Origin of the sequence: Pseudomonas sp. G1002 (genome assembly GCF_013385455.1) — a bacterium.
Lineage (GTDB): Bacteria > Pseudomonadota > Gammaproteobacteria > Pseudomonadales > Pseudomonadaceae > Aquipseudomonas.
Genome location: NZ_JACAPY010000034.1, coordinates 92,020 through 108,828 on the forward strand (window position 1 = coordinate 92,020; position 16,809 = coordinate 108,828).

Sequence of the window (16,809 nt, forward strand, 5' to 3'; positions counted from 1 at the left end):
CGATGAACCTGTTTCTGTTGTTGGTATTGGTAGTGGCCGCCGGTGCGGTATTGAGTGTGCAGGCCGCCATCAATGGCCGCCTCGGGCAGGCGGTGGGCGTATTGCGCAGCAGCCTGCTGACCTTTGTCGTGGGCGCGATCAGTACCGGGTTGCTGATTCTGTTCTTTGAGCCCGCCCACGCGGTCAGCCTGCTGGACGTGCCGAAGTGGCAACTGACCGGGGCGTTGTTCGGGGTGGTGTACATGATGGTGATGGTCGGCGCGGTCCCGATTGTCGGCACGGCAGTGGCGACGGTGGCGGTGATTGTCGGGCAGTTGGGCATGGGCATGCTGATCGATAACTTCGGCTGGCTCGGCAACCCGGCGATCGAACTGTCCGGCAGCCGCATCGTGGCGATGCTGTGCCTTGCGCTGGCCCTGGTGTTCATGTACCGCAGCAACGCTCGTCGGGCTGACTGACGGGCCTTTGAACCTTGAATCGTTGCCTATAGTCATTGCTTGAGGTGTCGGCGTTCGCCGCACTTGGACGACCACGAAAAAGGAGTCTGACCATGCAAGATATGCAAGAAAAAAAATGCGCCTGCCAGGACTGCAACTGCCAGCTGGGGGAAACTGCGGTGATGAAGGATGGCAAGGGGTATTGCTGCCAAGGCTGCGCCGAGCATCATGCCCATGGCGAGCCTTGTGCTTCGGCGACCGGGTGCGAATGCACCAAGTCCGCCCACGGCTAACGCGGCGACCTGTAGGAGCGAGCTTGCTCGCGAAAAAACTGAGAGCGGCGCGGGGCACCAGATGCCCCGCGTTATCGTTAACGACCTTCGCGAGCAAGCTCGCTCCTACTGTTTCACGCGCTGGGGCGCGCATCCGAGCGGCGCCATTGCACGTTTTCGATGCCGAATTTCTCGGCCTGGGGCTGGCTCGTCTTCTTCACCTGCTCACGGGCAAAGCGCCCGATGCGGCCTACGCCGGCGTCGCAGCTCGCCCAATGCCAGGCTTCGGCGTTGTCGAGTTTTTCCAGGCGGATGATGAATGACTTGGGCTGGCCATGCAGCGTGTAGTCGATCACGAAAAGTTTTGCGTTAGTCATGGATCCGTAAACCCTCCTTGTGTCTTTAAGTGACCCTGCGCAGGTGGTAAAAATTCACTCGGATCATCCGGTTCACGTCTTATCATGGCGCTCCATACTTGAACGATGTGTCTTCCATGGCCCTTGCCGCGCCTCCCGACCTCAGTGATCACGCCGTCCCCGTGCAACCCTTGGCGCGCACCTATCCGCGCGGATTGTATGTCGAGCCCCATCAACACGATTGGGGCCAGTTGCTGTATGCCATGAGCGGCGTGATGTGGGTTGAGACACCCCGGGAAGCGCTGGTGGTGCCGCCCCAGCGCGCGGTGTGGCTGCCGCCGGGTGTCGAGCATGGGATTCGCGTGGTGTCGGACTTGCAGATGCGCAACATCTACCTGCGCCCGGCGCTGGCAGCGACCCTGGACAGCCAGGTGCAAGTGATCGAGGTCGGCGGGCTGCTGCGCGAACTGATCGTGGCGCTGGTGGAGCAGGGCGACAAGGGGGACCAGGCCTATTACGAAGCCGTGGTCGGCCTGGCCCTGCTGGAACTGCAACGGGCCCGGCGCTCGCCGATCCGTATCGCCTTGCCCGTGGGCGCCGACCGACGCCTGACCAGCGCCTGCCAGGCGGTGATGGCGTCACCGTCCCTGGACATTCCCTTTGAACAGCACGCCGAAGCCGCCGGCGCCAGCGTACGCACCCTGGCCCGGCTGTTCCAGAACAGCCTGGGCATGGGCTTTGCCGAGTGGCGCCGCCAGGTGCAGTTGGCCACCGCCGTGGCCGAGTTGATCCAGGGCCAGTCGGTCAGCGCGATCGCCCGTTCCCTGGGTTATTCGCCGAGCAGTTTCAGCGACATGTTTCGCCGTGAACTGGGGATGGCGCCGTCGCAGTATCCCGTCTGAGGCTTGGCCGAAATCCTGAAGCACTTGGCCGATGCTTCGGTTTCAGCCCCCCTACACTGACCGCATCAACCCTTGCTGCGGAGTGTTCCATGAATTACCTGATTTCCTTGGCCATCGGCCTGTTGGTCGGCGTGATTTACGGTGCCCTGGACTTTCGCTCGCCTGCGCCTCCTGCCATCGCCCTGATCGGGCTGATGGGCATGCTGATGGGCGAGAAGCTCTGGCCCATGGGCCGGCAAATGGTCAGCGCCTGGTTCTCCTGAAACCCTTTTTAACCTCGATGGATATTGGTCATGAAAGCACTGCAATTTTCCGCCACCGGCGATCTCGCTGCCCTTGCTTACGTTGATGTCGCCACGCCGGTGCCGGCGGCCGGTGAAGTCCTGGTGCAGATCAAGGCTGCCGGGCTGAACCCCAGCGACGTGAAGAACGTGCTCGGGCGTTTCCCGTACACCACGTTGCCACGCATTCCCGGCCGTGATTTTGCCGGGGTGGTGGTGGAAGGTCCGCAGGAACTCGTTGGCCAGGAAGTCTGGGGCACCGGTCGCGACCTGGGTTTTTTCGCCGACGGTTCCCACGCCCAGTACCTCACCGTGTCGGCCAAGGGCGTGGCACACAAGCCCAGCCATCTGAGCTTTGCCCAGGCCGCCAGTCTCGGCGTACCGTACACCACGGCGTGGGATGCCCTTGAGCGCAGCGGTGTAACCAAAGGCACGCGCTTGCTGGTGATTGGTGCCAATGGGGCTGTAGGCAGCGCGGCGTTGGCCCTGGCGAAGATTCGTGGGGCCCAGGTGCTCGGGGCCGTGCGTCGGCCGGAACAGGTCGAGGCCTTGCGCGAGCAGGGTTTCGAGGGCTTGTTACTGGGCCAGCCGGAAGCGCTGGGAGGGCAGGTTAATGCGCTGTTCGGTACGGGCGCCGATGTGATCTTTGACACCACCGGCTTCTGGTTGCCGGCAGCGGTGGCGGCGCTGGCGCCTTTTGGCCGTATCGCGATCATCGCCGCGCCGGTGGACGGGCACGTGCAACTGCCGGCCCTGGCGTTGTATCGCAAGGGTGGTTCGGTGGTGGGGATCAATTCGCTGCTCTACAACTGCGAGCAATGCGCCGTGATGCTGGAGCAGTTCGGGCGGTTCTTCGATGAGGACTTGTTGCCGCTGCCGACCGGTTTGCGGGAAGTGTCGCTGGCCGACGGTGTGAAGTGCTTTGAGCAAGTGAACCAGGGCAGTGCCGACAAGATTATCTTCCTGCCCTGACCCGCTCATTGTGGGAGCGGGCTTGTGTGGGGGCGGGCTTGCTCGCGAATACGGTGTGTCAGCCAATACATTCGGCACTGATCCACCGCTTTCGCGAGCAAGCCCGCTCCCACATTTGATCTTTATTCAGGCTTCGGGAACGCCTTTTTCCCACGCCGACCAGTTCTTCAGAATCGCTTGTACCAGCGGATTACCAGTGCGATACAGGTTCTCCAGCGCCGGCACAAATCCGCCCTGGTCCGCATACTTCAGCAGGTTGTCCACTTCGCTGTAGCCCGGGTACGGCCGATCAAAGTCGGAACCGGCCCGCACCACCGCCAGGCGATTGATATCCACCAACCCTTCACGGCTGGCCCGCAGCAACGCTTCATAGGTGGAGTTGTCTTCCTGCTGGGTGGTGCAGTACACGCCTTTATTGTCGGTCAGCAATTTGGTCCAGACCTCGGCGCGCTCACTCAGGCGCGTCCCGGAGAACCAGGTATTGCCCGCCAGGGTGTCGCACCGGGTGACCTGCGGCGGCTGATTGGCCGGCGCGTACGGATAGTGTTTGCGCCAGGCCGTGGACTCCTTGCTTTCACTGAGCTCGACTTTTTGCGACAGCGCAAACGCCTTGGCTTGCAGCTTGGGATTGAGCTCGAACACTTCGGTCTTGTAGTCCAGCGGCGGCTTCTCGTTCGGCCCCTTGGTATTGATGCCGATATAGCCGGTCGGCCAGTCCTTCGGCGCGTCCCGTGAATCCAGTTCCCATTGGGTTCCGAATTCCACCAGGTAATGGGCCCACGCGGCGGTGCCGATGGTGCCATGGTGCGGGTTGATCCCGGCGATCCCGGCGATCAGGAAGTAGCTCTGGCTCAGGTCGAACTTGGGCGACAACGCCAGCGCCAGGGTCGAGGCGGCAGCGTTGGTCTGGCCCATGCCGGTCACCAGCAGGCACACGTCCTGGGTGTTGCAGCGGATCACTGGATACTCGGCCGACAAGCCTGGCACGCGAACTTCCTGCTTGAGTTCCAGGCGGTCGATCCAGTTCTGCGCTTCGGGGGCGAACATGGTGATCAGCATCACCTTGGGCTTGATCGGGGCCGGGGCATCAGCCAGCACGACATGCGGCAACAGCGCCCCGGCGGCCAGGCCGATGGCGATTGAAAGGCGGGTAAAGGTCTTCATCTACTGCTCCTTGTTCACACTCAGAATTGATAGCCCACACCGGCGTAGTAACCCCAGCCGTTGGAGCGAGCGCGGAAATTGCCGTCGCCAAAGTTCAGCTCGCTGCCGTCTTCCCAGTTGCCGCCGTTGTGGAAGTAACGGCCTACCAGGGTGAAACGCAGGTGAGTGAACGAATACAACAGCACGTTTGTTGCAACCAGGGAGTTGGCAGTGCGCGCGGGGTTGTCTTTGTGCAGATCCGAGCCGAAATCGTAGTTGGTGAAGCCGATATAGGTCAGCGACGCACCATTGTCGAAGCTGCCGATGGGCACGATGTATTTCATCTGCGCACGGTAGCCGTCCCATGAGTATTCGTTGCTGGCGCCGTAGTTTTCCCACTGGTAACGGCCATAGAAGTTGGCCGACAGGTTGACCCGCGAGTGGGTCTCGATGTCGGTGCCCAGGCCGCTGTACAAGGTGTTGGCACGGTTGTCCTTGTTGCTGCCGTGGTCGTAGATCCAGTCAAACGCTACATACCATTCCTTGAACGGGCCGATGGCCAGGCTGCGACCGGCCAGGTAGTCGATGGAGATGCGCGGTTCGTGCTCCATGAACACCGGCGAGCCGTGGTCCCACGCACCTTTGTCGTTGCTGTTGCCGATCCCGAAGATCTTCGGGATGTCGACGTAGCCATACAGTTCGAACGGGCCCTTGCGGCCGAAGTATTCGTACTCCAGGTACACGTCATCGGCGGGTTTGGGGCCGAAGCTGATGTCTTTGCTGCCGATCACCGTCAGGTCCTGGTTGAACCAGTCCGACAGGTACACGCCTTTTTTCGACGGGCTGGCTTCCGGGGCCAGGGCTTCGCCCTGTGCTGAGTCATCGGTGGGTTTTTCCTGCGCCAAAATGGGTCCGCTGAGTACTCCCGTAACGGCAGCCAGTAGCAGGGAAACAGCAAAAGGGGTAGCCGACGCGGATCGTCTGGAAGTGGGTTGCATTGAAAATCCCTGTTCGTACGCGGTTGGGGCCCGATTCTTCGGGTTGAGGTGAACCTGGTTGCCAAGTTCGTTCCGCAAACGTTTGCACAGGTTGTACCAATTTGTGTCAATTGCATGAAGGAATTGAGAAAAGTGGGAAATAGTCGGCCTTTTGGTCAGAAATGCGCCTTGGTAAACGGCAGCGCCTGATCGCCATCGCGGTTAAACAGGTACATCGCGGTTTCCCGGCGATATTCGCTGGGCGTCTGGTTCATCTCGATGCGAAAGTGCCGGTTGAAGTTGGAGAGGTTGGCGTAACCCACTTCAAAGCAGATATCGGCGACTGACATCTCGCTTTGCAGCAACAGGCGGCAGGCGCGCTGCACCCGGAACTTGCGCATCAGGTCGATAAAGCCGTGGCCGGTGACGCGCTTGAAAAAACGCGAGAAGCCCGGTTCGCTCATGTCCAGCCGTTGGGCGATCACCGACAGCCGCAGGTCGCCGGTCAATTCCGTCATCAGGTATTCGAAGGCCTTGTGGATACGCTCCGAGCTGCGGGCATCCAGGCTTGGCGTGTAGCAGGCACTGGCTAGGCAATGGGCTTCCCCGGAGGGTGCCTGCCCCAAGGTATGCAGTAACTGGATGAACAGAATCAGGCGCGCCAGGCCCTCGGCGGGGCCGATGGACTCCAGCAGGTGCGCAGCCTTCAGGGCGGTTTCACCGGTGAATTCCAGGCCGCGCCGGGCCCGGTCAAACAGGCCTTGCAGGTCGCCCAGCTCGGGCAGCGTGGTGCGCAGGGCCAGCAGTGCGGCGCCGTCGAACTGCAACACCACATCGCGCCCCGTCAGGTACTCGCCGGGGGCCAGGTCGCCGATCCAGTCGTGGGGCAGGTCGGGGCCGATCAGTGCGACATGGCCGGCGCCAAACGCACCGATATAGTCGCCCGCCACCAGCTTGCCGCTGCCCTGGCGGATCAGGTGGATTTCGAATTCGGGGTGATGGTTCCAGCGGGCGAGCTCGAACGGATAGTCATGTTCGTACCAGCGAAAGCCATGCTCGGGCTCGGCCAGAATCACTTCCAGCTCGGCGGGGCGCTGCTCGAAAAGGGCGGATCGGCTTGCAGGCATGGGCTTGGCCCTTCTGGGCTTTTTGGAATGGGACCAAAATACGCCCTTTGTCCAAGTAGCCGCTACCCCGGGTTTTGCCCGCCACTGATACTTTTTTGATCTTGGCGATGCGGTTAAAAAAGTATCAGCCGGGCATCCGCCAGTCGTTTGTCCGGCCTTGGGCAAGCTGCTGTAATCGGGCCGTCAACAACAAAAACAATAAGTGGAAACCGCCATGCTCAAGATTCCGAAAGCGCTGTTCCTGCTCTCCGGCCTCACGCTCGCGATGGCCGCCCATGCTGCCGAAACCGTGACCATCGCCACGGTCAACAACAGCGACATGATCCGCATGCAGCGCCTGTCCAAGGTGTTCGAAGAGCAGCACCCCGAGGTGAAACTCAATTGGGTGGTGCTCGAAGAAAACGTCCTGCGCCAACGCCTCACCACCGACATCGCGACCCAGGGCGGCCAATTCGATGTGCTGACCATCGGCACCTACGAAACCCCGTTGTGGGGCGCCAAGCACTGGCTGGAACCGATCACGCCGCTGCCCGCCGACTACGACGTGGAAGACATCTTCCCCGCGGTACGCCAAGGCCTGTCGGTGAACAACACCCTCTACGCCTTGCCGTTCTATGGCGAAAGCACCGTCACCTATTACCGCACCGACCTGTTCAAGCAGGCCGGCCTGGCGATGCCCGAGCATCCGACCTGGACCCAGCTGGGCGAGTTCGCCGCCAAGCTCAACCAGCCCGCCAAGGACCAATACGGCATGTGCCTGCGGGGCAAGGCCGGCTGGGGTGAAAACATCGCGTTGCTGAGCACCATGGCCAACGCCTTTGGCGCCCGTTGGTTCGACGAACAATGGAAACCCGAGCTGACCAGTCCGGAGTGGACGGCGGCGGCGAACTTCTACGTCAACACCCTGAAAAACTATGGCCCGCCGGGCGTCTCCAGCAACGGTTTCAACGAAACCCTGGCGCTGTTCAACAGCGGCAAATGCGCGATCTGGGTCGACGCCAGCGTTGCCGGCTCGTTCACCACCGACAAAACCCAAAGCAAAGTCGCCGACAGCGTGGGTTTTGCCGCCGCACCCACCGAGGTCACCGACAAAGGTTCGTCGTGGCTGTACGCCTGGTCGCTGGCAATCCCGGCCACCTCCAAACACAAGGAGGCCGCCAAGGCCTTCATCACCTGGGCCACCTCCAAGGAATACATCCAGCTGGTAGCGGATAAGGACGGCATCACCAACGTACCGCCGGGCACGCGCCAGTCCACCTACAACGCGGCGTACCTGGCCGCAGCGCCGTTCGCCAAGGTGACCTTGCAGATGATGCAACACGCCGACCCCGCGCACCCGTCGGCCAAACCCGTGCCGTACGTGGGCATCCAATACGTGACGATCCCCGAGTTCCAGGCCATCGGCACCTCGGTGGGCAAGCTGTTTTCGGCAGCGCTCACCGGCGGCATGACGGTCGACAAGGCACTGGCCGAGGCGCAGTCCACCACCGAGCGTGAAATGAAACGCGCCGGCTACCCGAAATAATCACCTCAGGGACACTGCATTGATGAAACGACTGGAAGGTAAAAGTGCGCTGGTCACCGGCAGCGCACGGGGCATTGGCCGGGCGTTTGCCCAAGCCTACATCAACGAAGGCGCGACCGTCGCCATCGCCGACATCAACCTGGAGCGGGCGCGGGCCACCGCCACGGAGCTGGGCCCGAAAGCCTACGCGGTGGCGATGGATGTCACCGACCAGGCGTCCATCGATGCCGCGATTGCCGCCGTGGTGGCGCAGGCCGGCAAGCTCGACATCCTGATCAACAACGCCGCCTTGTTCGACCTGGCGCCCATCACCGACATCACCCGCGAGAGCTTCGACCGGCTGTTCTCGATCAACGTCGCCGGTACGTTGTTCACCTTGCAGGCGGCGGCCCGGCAGATGATCAAGCAGGGGCATGGCGGCAAGATCATCAACATGGCCAGCCAGGCCGGGCGCCGGGGTGAGCCTCTGGTGGCGGTGTACTGCGCGACCAAGGCGGCGGTGATCAGCCTCACGCAATCGGCGGGGCTGAATCTGATCAAGCAGGGCATCAATGTGAACGCCATCGCGCCGGGAGTGGTGGACGGTGAGCATTGGGACGGGGTGGACGCGATGTTTGCCAAGCACGAAGGGCTGCCGCTGGGCGAGAAGAAAAAGCGCGTAGGAGCAGAAGTACCGTTTGGGCGGATGGGGACTGCCGAGGATTTGACCGGAATGGCGGTTTTCCTCGCGTCCAAAGAAGCCGACTACGTGGTTGCCCAGACCTACAACGTCGACGGCGGCAACTGGATGAATTGAGCGGGACGCAGCTCCTCGAACCATCGCAGATCAAAAAAGGTGGGAGCGGGCTTGCTCGCGAAAGCGGTGTATCAGTCAATCTAGCCGGCGACTGACACTCCGCATTCGCGAGCAAGCCCGCTCCCACAGTTGATCTTCATTGCCCTGGGAAGGGGGCTTGGTCTTATTCGGCAAAGCTGCGATCAAAGAAGTACACCGCGCCAGGCTTCAGATTCTCCACTGTCGCCTGCGGCCGTCCGCCCTCGCCATGCTTCTTGCGGCCCGTCTCCCGCAAAAAACCGGCCTCGGTCAACTTCAGCAACCGCTGGCGAATACTGGTCTTCAGCACCGGCCGCGCCAATACCAGCGAAAAGATCGTAGTCGCCTCCGGCGCACTGAACTCATTGCCCAAAAACATCAATGGCAAGCTGCTGTACAGCGACTTGGAAAACAGCCTTTCCTGTACCGCTGCCACAATCGCGTTGTGATCGAAGGGCAGCTTGACCCCGCCAGTCGCCACGGCATCAACAGAGCACCACTTTTGATGCCCCCCCAGCTCCACCTCATCAGCCACGATCGCCAGGTAATAGGTCGACGACGACCAGCAGCGCGGATCGCGAAACGCATCGCCCACCGTCCCCACTTGCTCATACCAGGCCAGCGGCAACCCAACCTTGTCACTGGCCCGCAACCGCTCCACGGCATCCTGCAGGCTCAGATCTTGCACGCCGCCATTCACCACTACACCGGGCAAGGCCCAGTGCCCGGCGAAGGGCTCGGCGTCGCGCTGGTTGAGCAATATCTTCAGTTCCCCGGATGCACGGCAATAGAACAGCACGCACAAGTCCACGGTGTGCAGGTAGGCGCTAAGGGTTGGGGCGTGGTCTGGCATGTCGGGTCCTGTGGGCAGCGGTGGGGCACAGTCTAACGGATCAAACGGGTACGTCGTGTACTTGATCCAGGATAGATAACAAAATGTTTCTTGCCATGAAAGTACATGACGTGTACTTTTATATCCAGGCCACAGGAGAACACGACCATGACCGTCTCTAAGAACGCTATCGCCTCATTCGACGTTGACGCCCAGAAGAGCTTCACACCGCTGTGCCCCAACGAATTGCCGGTCGCTGGCGGTGACCAGATCGGCGCCGAGCTCAATTACATGGCCAGCCTCGCCGCGCGCCGTGTCGGCAGCAAGGACGCCCATACCCCGCACGCGCCCTGGGTGGTGCAACAGCACAGCGAGATGCTGCAACCCACCGGGCTGGTACATGCCGATGTCACCTGGGTCGCCCACTGTGTGCCCGGCACTGAAGGTTTCACCCTGTTGGACGAATTGCCCACGCCTTATGACTACGACTACTTCATCTGGAAGGGCGTCGAACCCGACCTGCATCCCTACGGCGCCTGCTACCACGACCTCCACGACAAACTCTCTACCGGCGTCATCGAATACCTCAATGCCCAGGGCATCCAGCGTGTGATTGTCGGCGGCCTGGCCCTGGACTACTGCGTCAAGACCACCGCCTTGCAACTGCTCAAGGCCGGTTTCGAGGTGATCCTGCACCTGCCGGCATGCCGTGGCATCAGCGAGGAGGGCGGTGTGCAGGCGGTCAGCCATCTGCAACAAGCAGGCATTGTAATTACCCGCAATCGGGAAGAACTGGCCGCGATGGCCGCGCGTTAAGGAGTACCTCATGGAAAGTGCATACGACTACGAAAACGCTGTGATCCAGGGCCTGCTGGACACCGACTACTACACCTTCACCATGATGCAGGCCGTGTTGCACCAGCACCCGAATGTCGATGTGGAATACCAGTTCATCGTCCGCTCCAGAGAGAAACTGGGGCACCTGATTCCCGAGCTGCGGGTGGAGCTGGAAAAACTCGCCGGCCTCAGCATGCGCGAAGGCGAGCTGCGCTTTCTGTTCAACCAGCGCCGTGAGTACTTGACCCCGGATTTCGAGCGCTTCCTGGGGCTGTTCCGCTTCAACCTGCGCTATATCCACGTCAGTGAAATCGACGGCCAACTGAACGTCCGCGTGGTCGGCCCGATGCTGCACTGCATCATGTTCGAACAGCCGGTATTGGCCCTGGTCAGCGAGCTGCGCAACCGCGACAAATACCCCGACGTCAGCCTCGAAGACGTCACCCGCAAGCTCTACCAGAAATTCGACTGGCTGGAGAAAAACCTCACCCGCGACGAACTGGCCGACCTGCGTGTCTCGGACTTCTCCACCCGCCGGCGGTTGTCGTTCAAGGCCCAGCGTGAAGTGGTCGACATCATGCGCCGCGACTTTCCCGGCCAGTTCATCGGCACCAGCAATGCGCACCTGGCCTACGAATTCGACCTGCCGCTGATCGGCACCATGGCCCACCAGTGGCTGATGGTGCACCAGCAACTGGGGCGGCTGCGGGAAAGCCAGAATGCGGCGCTGGAAAACTGGGTGCACGAATACCGTGGGCGCTTGGGTATCGCCCTGACCGACTGCATCAGCACCGACTTTTTCCTCAAGGATTTCGACCTGTACTTTGCCAAGCTGTACGACGGTTTGCGCCAGGACTCCGGTGACCCGATCGTCTGGGCCGACAAGGTGTTGGCTCGCTACAAGGAGCTGGGCATCGACCCGATGACCAAGGACCTGATGTTCTCCGATGGCCTGAATTTCGAGAAATGCCTGCCGATCCTGCGGCACGTGCGGGGCAAGGCCAAGTTCGGCTTTGGCATGGGCACCAGCCTGGCCTGTGATGTCGACGGAGTGGAGCCGCTGAGCATCGTGATGAAACTGGTGCGGGTGCACGGCGAGCCGGTGGTGAAATTCTCCGATGACCCGATCAAGAACGTCTGCGAAGACGCCTCGTTCCTGCAGTATGCGGCGCAGGTGTTCAACGTCGGCAACGTCAATCCGCAACTGGGGGTGTGACATGGACACTCAGGCACGTATCGCACAAGAACTGAAGATCAACCGGCTGCTCGGCAAGGGGGGCGAGGGCGCTGAGCTGCAACGGCGCATCGACTTCATCAAGGGCACCTTGCGCCAGTCCGGCTGCCATGCGCTGGTGCTGGGCATCAGCGGCGGTGTCGACTCACTGACCGCCGGGCGCCTGTGCCAACTGGCAGTGGAACAACTGCGCAACGAAGGCTACGAGGCGCGGTTTATTGCCATGCGCCTGCCCTATAAAACCCAGGCGGACGAGCGCGACGCCCAGGCTTCCCTGGACTTTATCGCACCGGACCGGATCGAGACGCTGAACATCGCCGCCTGCGTCGACGGGCTGATGGGCAGCCTGTCTGCCGCGCAAGCCAGCGCCGAACGCATCGACTTTATCAAGGGCAACGTCAAGGCCCGGGCGCGGATGATGGCGCAGTACGCCGTGGCGAACCTGCACAACGGCCTGGTGATGGGCACCGACCATGGCGCGGAGGCGCTGATGGGATTTTTTACCAAGTTCGGTGACGGCGCCTGCGACCTGGCGCCGCTCTCAGGGCTGACCAAGACCCAGGTGCGCCTGCTGGCCAGCGCCCTTGGCGGGCCACGGCAGTTGGTGGCCAAGGCACCGACTGCCGACCTGGAAGAACTGGCACCGGGCAAGCCGGATGAGTTGGCGTATGGCTGCAGCTACGACGAGATCGACCGCTACCTGATGGGCGAGGCAGTGAGTGAGCGGGTGAGGGCGATTGTCGAGAGCGCCTACCTCAAGACCGCCCACAAGCGAGCATTACCGGCTGTTCCCGACTAGGGTTTCCTGCTCCTTCCCGGCACTGTTGACGTTGACCGTACGCGCCACGCTCACGCGGTCACCGTCAAACCCGCATACCACCCGATCGCGAAACGCGGTTTGCGGGTAGATCCAGGTCATCTCCAGCGTCCTGGTATCCAGCCAGCGCGCGCCGGCAACGATCTGCGCATCCTTGAATTCATAACCGTGGTGCAACGCCCGGCCCGGCATGTTGGTGGTGCCGGCGATCCAGTGATCAATCCCCACCTCTAGGGCATGAGTCGCCTTGCGGTCGGTCAGTTGGAAGCGCAGTACATTGCCTTCGACGGCGAACGCCAATTGCTGCACATCCAGCCCGTTGGGCTCTACCTGATACACGCCCGTGAAATCTCTCGGCCCTGCACACGCTGAAAGCAACTCAGGCCGCTGTGCCATGCTCGCCAGACGTTGCTGCAACCGTGAATCCGCTTCGGCTTTGACCGTGCAATCATCGCCAAACGCCGCCGGAAAATGCCGCTCGACAAACGGAATCAGCTCCGCCGAATTCTTCATCCCGCCGATCACCACCAGCGTTGCACCGTACTCGCGGAACACCATCGCCATCTGCACAAACACCCCGACAGCGCTGAAGGCGTGTGCCGGTTTCATCATCCAGTGATAACCGTAGCGGCTGTCCGGCCCGCCTTGTGGTCGGGTGGCCGCTGCAACCCAGGCCGCCGGTAGAACCTGCTTGCCATCCCACACGCCGCCTTGTGCATGCAGCACACCCAGCTTGAGCATGGCCGAGGTCGGCGCCTTCAAGCCATTGCCGCCGGGATTCACGCCATCGGGGCCGATGTCCCAGCTTTCATTATGGATCTCCAGCGGTACAAACAGCCGGGGCTTTAGGTACGCGTGCAAGGTTTGCCCGGTGACCTTGTTGATCAGCGCCGAGAGCATGTAGCTGGCCGCACTCGTATAGACGTAGGTGGTGCCCGGTGCATAGGCCAGCGGGATCTTGAAGAACTCGGCAATCCAGCTGGTCTCGATCCCCCGCCACACTGACCCCGAGGTATTGGTGGCGTGGCCGGTGCGCATGGTCAGCAGGTGTTCTACGGTCATGTCCGCCAGGCGCGGGTCGGCATCCACCGGCACACACTCCGCAAAGAACGCCACCAGCCGGTCATCCAGTTTCAGCAAGCCTTCATCCACGGCCAGGCCAATGGCGCAGGCGGTGAAGCTCTTGGCCACCGAGTGCAATACCCGCGGCTCGTTGGGGTCCACCGGCCAGCTCCAGCCTTCGGCGACCACGTGGCCGTGGCGGTGCAGCATCAGGCCTTGCAGGTCGAGGCCGGCCGCTTTCACTTCATCGAGAAAGGCAATCAGGTGCTCGGGATCAACGCCGACGCTGCTGGCGCTGGCGCGGGACAAACCATCGTAGGACATGGGCATAAACAGGCTCGTAGGGGGAGGGAAATCAACGGCTGCGGTGCACCAGCCGCGAATAGGAAATCAGCATGCTGGTCAGTTCCTGGCTGACGCTGGTGAGCGGCGACGAACGGCGGCTGATCAGGCATACATCGCGGGTCGCCAGCGGTTCTTCGATGGCGATGGTGGTCAGGGCGCTGGAGAACAGCTTCATCCCCGGCAGCATGCGCGGTTCGATGGTCAGGTAATCGGTTTCCGAAACGATGTGCAGGGTTTCCAGCAACGAATCAGTGGTGATCGCAATCTTTGGCGGCGCCAGGCCCTGGGTACGGAACAGCTCGATCAAGCGGTTCTCCGCGCCGCCCACTACGCCGGCCGGGCGTACGCTGATCCACTGGCAGTCGGTGAGGGCTTGCACGGATTTTGCGTGGGCCTGCGGGTGGCCCTTGCGCGCAATGATGCCGGCGTTTGAGCTGTAGAGGCGGTCGATGGCCAGGTCGATATCGGCCACGTTGGGCGCCAGCGGGCACAAGACGAAATCCAGGCGGCCATCGCGGACTTTTTCCACCAGGCCCTTGGTGGTGCCGCTGGCCACGTGCACCTGCATGCGCGGGAAGCGCTGGGTGAAGTTGCTCAGTACCGGCAGCAGCAATTCGGCCAAGGGTTCGGAGGTGACGCCCAGGGCGATATGGCCTTCGGGCTCGCCTTTCCAGGGTTGCAGGTCGAGCAGGGCACGTTCGCAGTCGAGAGTGATGGAACGGGCACGGGCCAGGAACACCTCGCCGGCCGGGGTCAGGTTGATGCCTTGGTTGGAGCGTTGCAGCAGCACCACCCCGAGTTCCTTTTCGAGGGTCTGGATTGACTGGGTCAATGTGCTTTGGGCCACATCCAACTGGCGTGCGGCCGAGCGGAAGCTGCCTTTTTCAACCACGGAGCAGAACGCGCGAAGATGGGTGAGGGTCATGACGGTGGGCTCGCTCAGTGCTGCATTTAAACCATTGAATGCCAGCCAGCTTATCTGATGACTATAGGTGAGCACAGATCGGTCTGGATGATCGCGATCATTATTTCTGATCAGGAAAACCCCATCTTTTCCAGCTCAAGGCCCTGATTTCTCGGTACGGTAAGGCCAGGGCAACCCACGGACGGTTGATGATCGGATAAACCGAGCCCGATCACTCGGAGCGTTCTTCTCAAGTTGATTGGGTGGCGAATAAGATCGGTCCAGGAACATTCGCAAACCGTAATCAGCGACTAAAACAACAACAACTATTCAGGTGTTCGGCCGTGCCTCTTTTTGGGTCCTGCCAGCGTCCGAACCCAAGCGTAAGGATCATTCAAGGTGCATTTATCATGAACAAGACTTTATTCCTGGCTGGCGCCTTGTCCGCCGCGCTGGTGGGCACTGCCCACGCCGAGAATCTATTGAAAGTCGCGTTGAACGCCGACATTCGCAGCACCGAGCCAGGCGTCAACCGTGACACCAATTCCGACGCCGTCATCTTGCACATTACCGAAGGACTGGTGGCCTTCCGTGAAGATGCCACCGTCGGCCCGCTGCTGGCCAAGGACGTGCAGGTGTCCGACGACGGCCTGCGCTACACCTTCCACCTGCGCAACGGGGTCAAGTTCCAGAACGGTGCGCCACTGACCTCCGCCGATGTGCTGTGGACCTGGAAACACTACCTCGACCCGAAAACCCAATGGCGCTGCGCCCCTGAATTCGACGGCCATGGCGGCGCGAAAATCGTCGACATGAGCGCCCCGGACCCACTCACCGTGGTGTTTACCCTGGACAAGCCCAACGGCCTGTTCCTCACCAGCACCGCGCTGCCGGAGTGCGGTGGCAGCGGCATCCTGCACCCCGACTCGGTGGTCGACGGCCAGTGGAAAGCCCCCATCGGCACCGGCCCGTTCCGCCTGGGCGAGTGGAAGCCCGGCCAATACATCGACCTGCTGCGCAACGCCAACTACACCCCGCGCGACGAGAAAGAGCCGGATGGCTACACCGGCAATAAAACCACGACCCTCGACCGCGTGCGCCTGCTGGTGATCCCGGACCCGGCGGCGGCCAAGGCGGCCTTGCTGTCGAAGAACGTCGACCTGCTGATTGACGTCACGCCGCTGGACGCCACCGAACTGGCTGCCAACCCCGGCATCAAGGTCACCTCCAGCGGCACCATGTCGGTCAACGCGTTGCTGTTCCAGACCCGCGACCCCTTGCTCAAAGATGTGCGCCTGCGCCAGGCCATCGCCCATTCGCTGGACTCCGCACAAATCGTCGCCGCCCTGACCGGTGGCCGTTCCCAGGCCAACAATTCGATGGTCGCCAGTGGCAGCCACTACCACCAGGCAATCGAGAACCAGGGCTTCGATTTCGACCCGGCCAAGACCGCCCAACTGCTGCGGGAAGCCGGCTATAAAGGCCAACCAATCAAACTGATCGTCAACAAGCGCTACGCCGCGATCTTCGACATGGGCGTGTTCGTGCAAGCCATGGCCAAGGCCAGCGGCATCAACCTGGAACTGGAAACCCTGGAGTGGGGCACCCAGCTGGAGCGCTACCAGACCGGCAACTACCAGATGATGGCGTTCCCGTATTCCGAACGCCTTGACCCGGCCCTGAGTTTCGACTCGATGACCGGCGACAAGGGCAAGGAAGCGCGCAAGGTCTGGGACAACCCCCCGGCCCAGGAATGGCTGCGTGAAGCCCAGCGCGAAGGCGATATCAGCAAGCGCCAGGCGCTGTTCGACCAACTGCATCAGCAGATGCTCAAGGACGTGCCGATGATCCCGATGTACAACGGCAATGCCATCGCCGCCAGCCGTGATTACGTCAAAGGCCTGCGCACCTGGCCGGTGTCCAAGCCGCGCCTGTGGACCGTCAGCGTGCCTGCGACCGGGAGTAACTGAGG

General features: G+C 61.7%; 18 protein-coding genes. 11 read left to right on the top strand and 7 right to left on the bottom strand.

Annotation, left to right across the window (positions count from 1 at the left end; genetic code table 11):
- Positions 1-2: 2 nt before the first annotated feature.
- Both HX801_RS22690 and HX801_RS22695 read left to right on the top strand, forming a co-directional pair.
- Complete coding sequence (locus tag HX801_RS22690) at positions 3-458, top strand: DMT family transporter (RefSeq protein WP_008437062.1); 456 nt, start codon at positions 3-5, stop codon at positions 456-458.
- A gap of 101 nt (positions 459-559) precedes the next feature.
- Complete coding sequence (locus HX801_RS22695; RefSeq protein WP_043224890.1) at positions 560-730, top strand: metallothionein; 171 nt, start codon at positions 560-562, stop codon at positions 728-730.
- A gap of 113 nt (positions 731-843) precedes the next feature.
- Here the strand turns inward: HX801_RS22695 and HX801_RS22700 are convergent, their stop codons facing one another.
- On the bottom strand, positions 844-1,086 hold the full coding sequence (locus tag HX801_RS22700) for a DUF6555 family protein (RefSeq protein ID WP_003208104.1): 243 nt from the start codon (positions 1,084-1,086) through the stop codon (positions 844-846).
- 116 nt (positions 1,087-1,202) lie between these two features.
- Here HX801_RS22700 and HX801_RS22705 point away from each other — a divergent pair, with 116 nt between their 5' ends.
- The 3 genes from HX801_RS22705 (at position 1,203) to HX801_RS22715 (ending at position 3,220) form a co-directional block, all read left to right on the top strand.
- On the top strand, positions 1,203-1,967 hold the full coding sequence (locus HX801_RS22705) for a helix-turn-helix domain-containing protein (protein WP_102369315.1): 765 nt from the start codon (positions 1,203-1,205) through the stop codon (positions 1,965-1,967).
- A gap of 89 nt (positions 1,968-2,056) precedes the next feature.
- The gene (locus HX801_RS22710) at positions 2,057-2,230 is read left to right on the top strand and encodes a DUF1427 family protein (RefSeq protein WP_003208108.1); all 174 of its coding nucleotides are present in this window, start codon (positions 2,057-2,059) and stop codon (positions 2,228-2,230) included.
- 30 nt (positions 2,231-2,260) lie between these two features.
- On the top strand, positions 2,261-3,220 hold the full coding sequence (locus HX801_RS22715; protein ID WP_177022769.1) for a zinc-binding alcohol dehydrogenase family protein: 960 nt from the start codon (positions 2,261-2,263) through the stop codon (positions 3,218-3,220).
- Between the two features lie 126 nt (positions 3,221-3,346).
- On the opposite strand, the gene HX801_RS22720 is transcribed toward HX801_RS22715, so the two are convergent.
- From HX801_RS22720 to HX801_RS22730, 3 genes are all read right to left on the bottom strand, one after another.
- Positions 3,347-4,384 carry a purine nucleoside permease gene (locus HX801_RS22720; RefSeq protein ID WP_177022770.1) on the bottom strand — a complete coding sequence of 346 codons (1,038 nt, stop codon included), beginning with the start codon at positions 4,382-4,384 and terminating at the stop codon, positions 3,347-3,349.
- A gap of 20 nt (positions 4,385-4,404) precedes the next feature.
- A complete protein-coding gene (locus HX801_RS22725) occupies positions 4,405-5,361 on the bottom strand; it encodes a nucleoside-specific channel-forming protein Tsx (RefSeq protein WP_032899590.1) in 957 nt (318 codons plus the stop codon).
- A gap of 155 nt (positions 5,362-5,516) precedes the next feature.
- The gene (locus tag HX801_RS22730) at positions 5,517-6,467 is read right to left on the bottom strand and encodes an AraC family transcriptional regulator (protein ID WP_177022771.1); all 951 of its coding nucleotides are present in this window, start codon (positions 6,465-6,467) and stop codon (positions 5,517-5,519) included.
- A 214-nt stretch (positions 6,468-6,681) separates the two neighbouring features.
- On the opposite strand from HX801_RS22730, the gene HX801_RS22735 reads away from it, so the two are divergent.
- Complete coding sequence (locus HX801_RS22735; RefSeq protein ID WP_177022772.1) at positions 6,682-7,992, top strand: sugar ABC transporter substrate-binding protein; 1,311 nt, start codon at positions 6,682-6,684, stop codon at positions 7,990-7,992.
- A gap of 22 nt (positions 7,993-8,014) precedes the next feature.
- Positions 8,015-8,788, top strand: a complete 774-nt coding sequence (locus tag HX801_RS22740; RefSeq protein ID WP_003208119.1) for an L-iditol 2-dehydrogenase — start codon at positions 8,015-8,017, stop codon at positions 8,786-8,788.
- A 163-nt stretch (positions 8,789-8,951) separates the two neighbouring features.
- Here the strand turns inward: HX801_RS22740 and HX801_RS22745 are convergent, their stop codons facing one another.
- The gene (locus tag HX801_RS22745) at positions 8,952-9,659 is read right to left on the bottom strand and encodes an NUDIX hydrolase (protein WP_008437074.1); all 708 of its coding nucleotides are present in this window, start codon (positions 9,657-9,659) and stop codon (positions 8,952-8,954) included.
- 147 nt (positions 9,660-9,806) lie between these two features.
- Between HX801_RS22745 and HX801_RS22750 the strand changes: the two genes are divergently transcribed.
- The 3 genes from HX801_RS22750 to nadE are packed head-to-tail and all read left to right on the top strand — an operon-like array spanning position 9,807 to position 12,508.
- The gene (locus tag HX801_RS22750; RefSeq protein ID WP_177008239.1) at positions 9,807-10,454 is read left to right on the top strand and encodes a nicotinamidase; all 648 of its coding nucleotides are present in this window, start codon (positions 9,807-9,809) and stop codon (positions 10,452-10,454) included.
- A gap of 10 nt (positions 10,455-10,464) precedes the next feature.
- Positions 10,465-11,691 (top strand): nicotinate phosphoribosyltransferase, encoded by a 1,227-nt coding sequence (gene pncB, locus HX801_RS22755; protein ID WP_177022773.1) that lies wholly within the window; start codon positions 10,465-10,467, stop codon positions 11,689-11,691.
- Between the two features lies 1 nt (position 11,692).
- The gene (gene nadE, locus HX801_RS22760) at positions 11,693-12,508 is read left to right on the top strand and encodes an ammonia-dependent NAD(+) synthetase (RefSeq protein WP_177022774.1); all 816 of its coding nucleotides are present in this window, start codon (positions 11,693-11,695) and stop codon (positions 12,506-12,508) included.
- Here the strand turns inward: nadE and HX801_RS22765 are convergent.
- Together HX801_RS22765 and HX801_RS22770 are read right to left on the bottom strand one after the other, a co-directional pair.
- On the bottom strand, positions 12,488-13,918 hold the full coding sequence (locus HX801_RS22765; RefSeq protein ID WP_177022775.1) for a serine hydrolase: 1,431 nt from the start codon (positions 13,916-13,918) through the stop codon (positions 12,488-12,490). The genes nadE and HX801_RS22765 overlap by 21 nt on opposite strands.
- Before the next feature lie 25 nt (positions 13,919-13,943).
- Positions 13,944-14,858 carry a LysR substrate-binding domain-containing protein gene (locus tag HX801_RS22770; protein ID WP_003208132.1) on the bottom strand — a complete coding sequence of 305 codons (915 nt, stop codon included), beginning with the start codon at positions 14,856-14,858 and terminating at the stop codon, positions 13,944-13,946.
- 389 nt (positions 14,859-15,247) lie between these two features.
- Here HX801_RS22770 and HX801_RS22775 point away from each other — a divergent pair, with 389 nt between their 5' ends.
- Positions 15,248-16,807, top strand: coding sequence for an ABC transporter substrate-binding protein (locus HX801_RS22775; protein ID WP_177022776.1), 1,560 nt, complete (start codon positions 15,248-15,250; stop codon positions 16,805-16,807).
- Positions 16,808-16,809 lie beyond the last annotated feature (2 nt).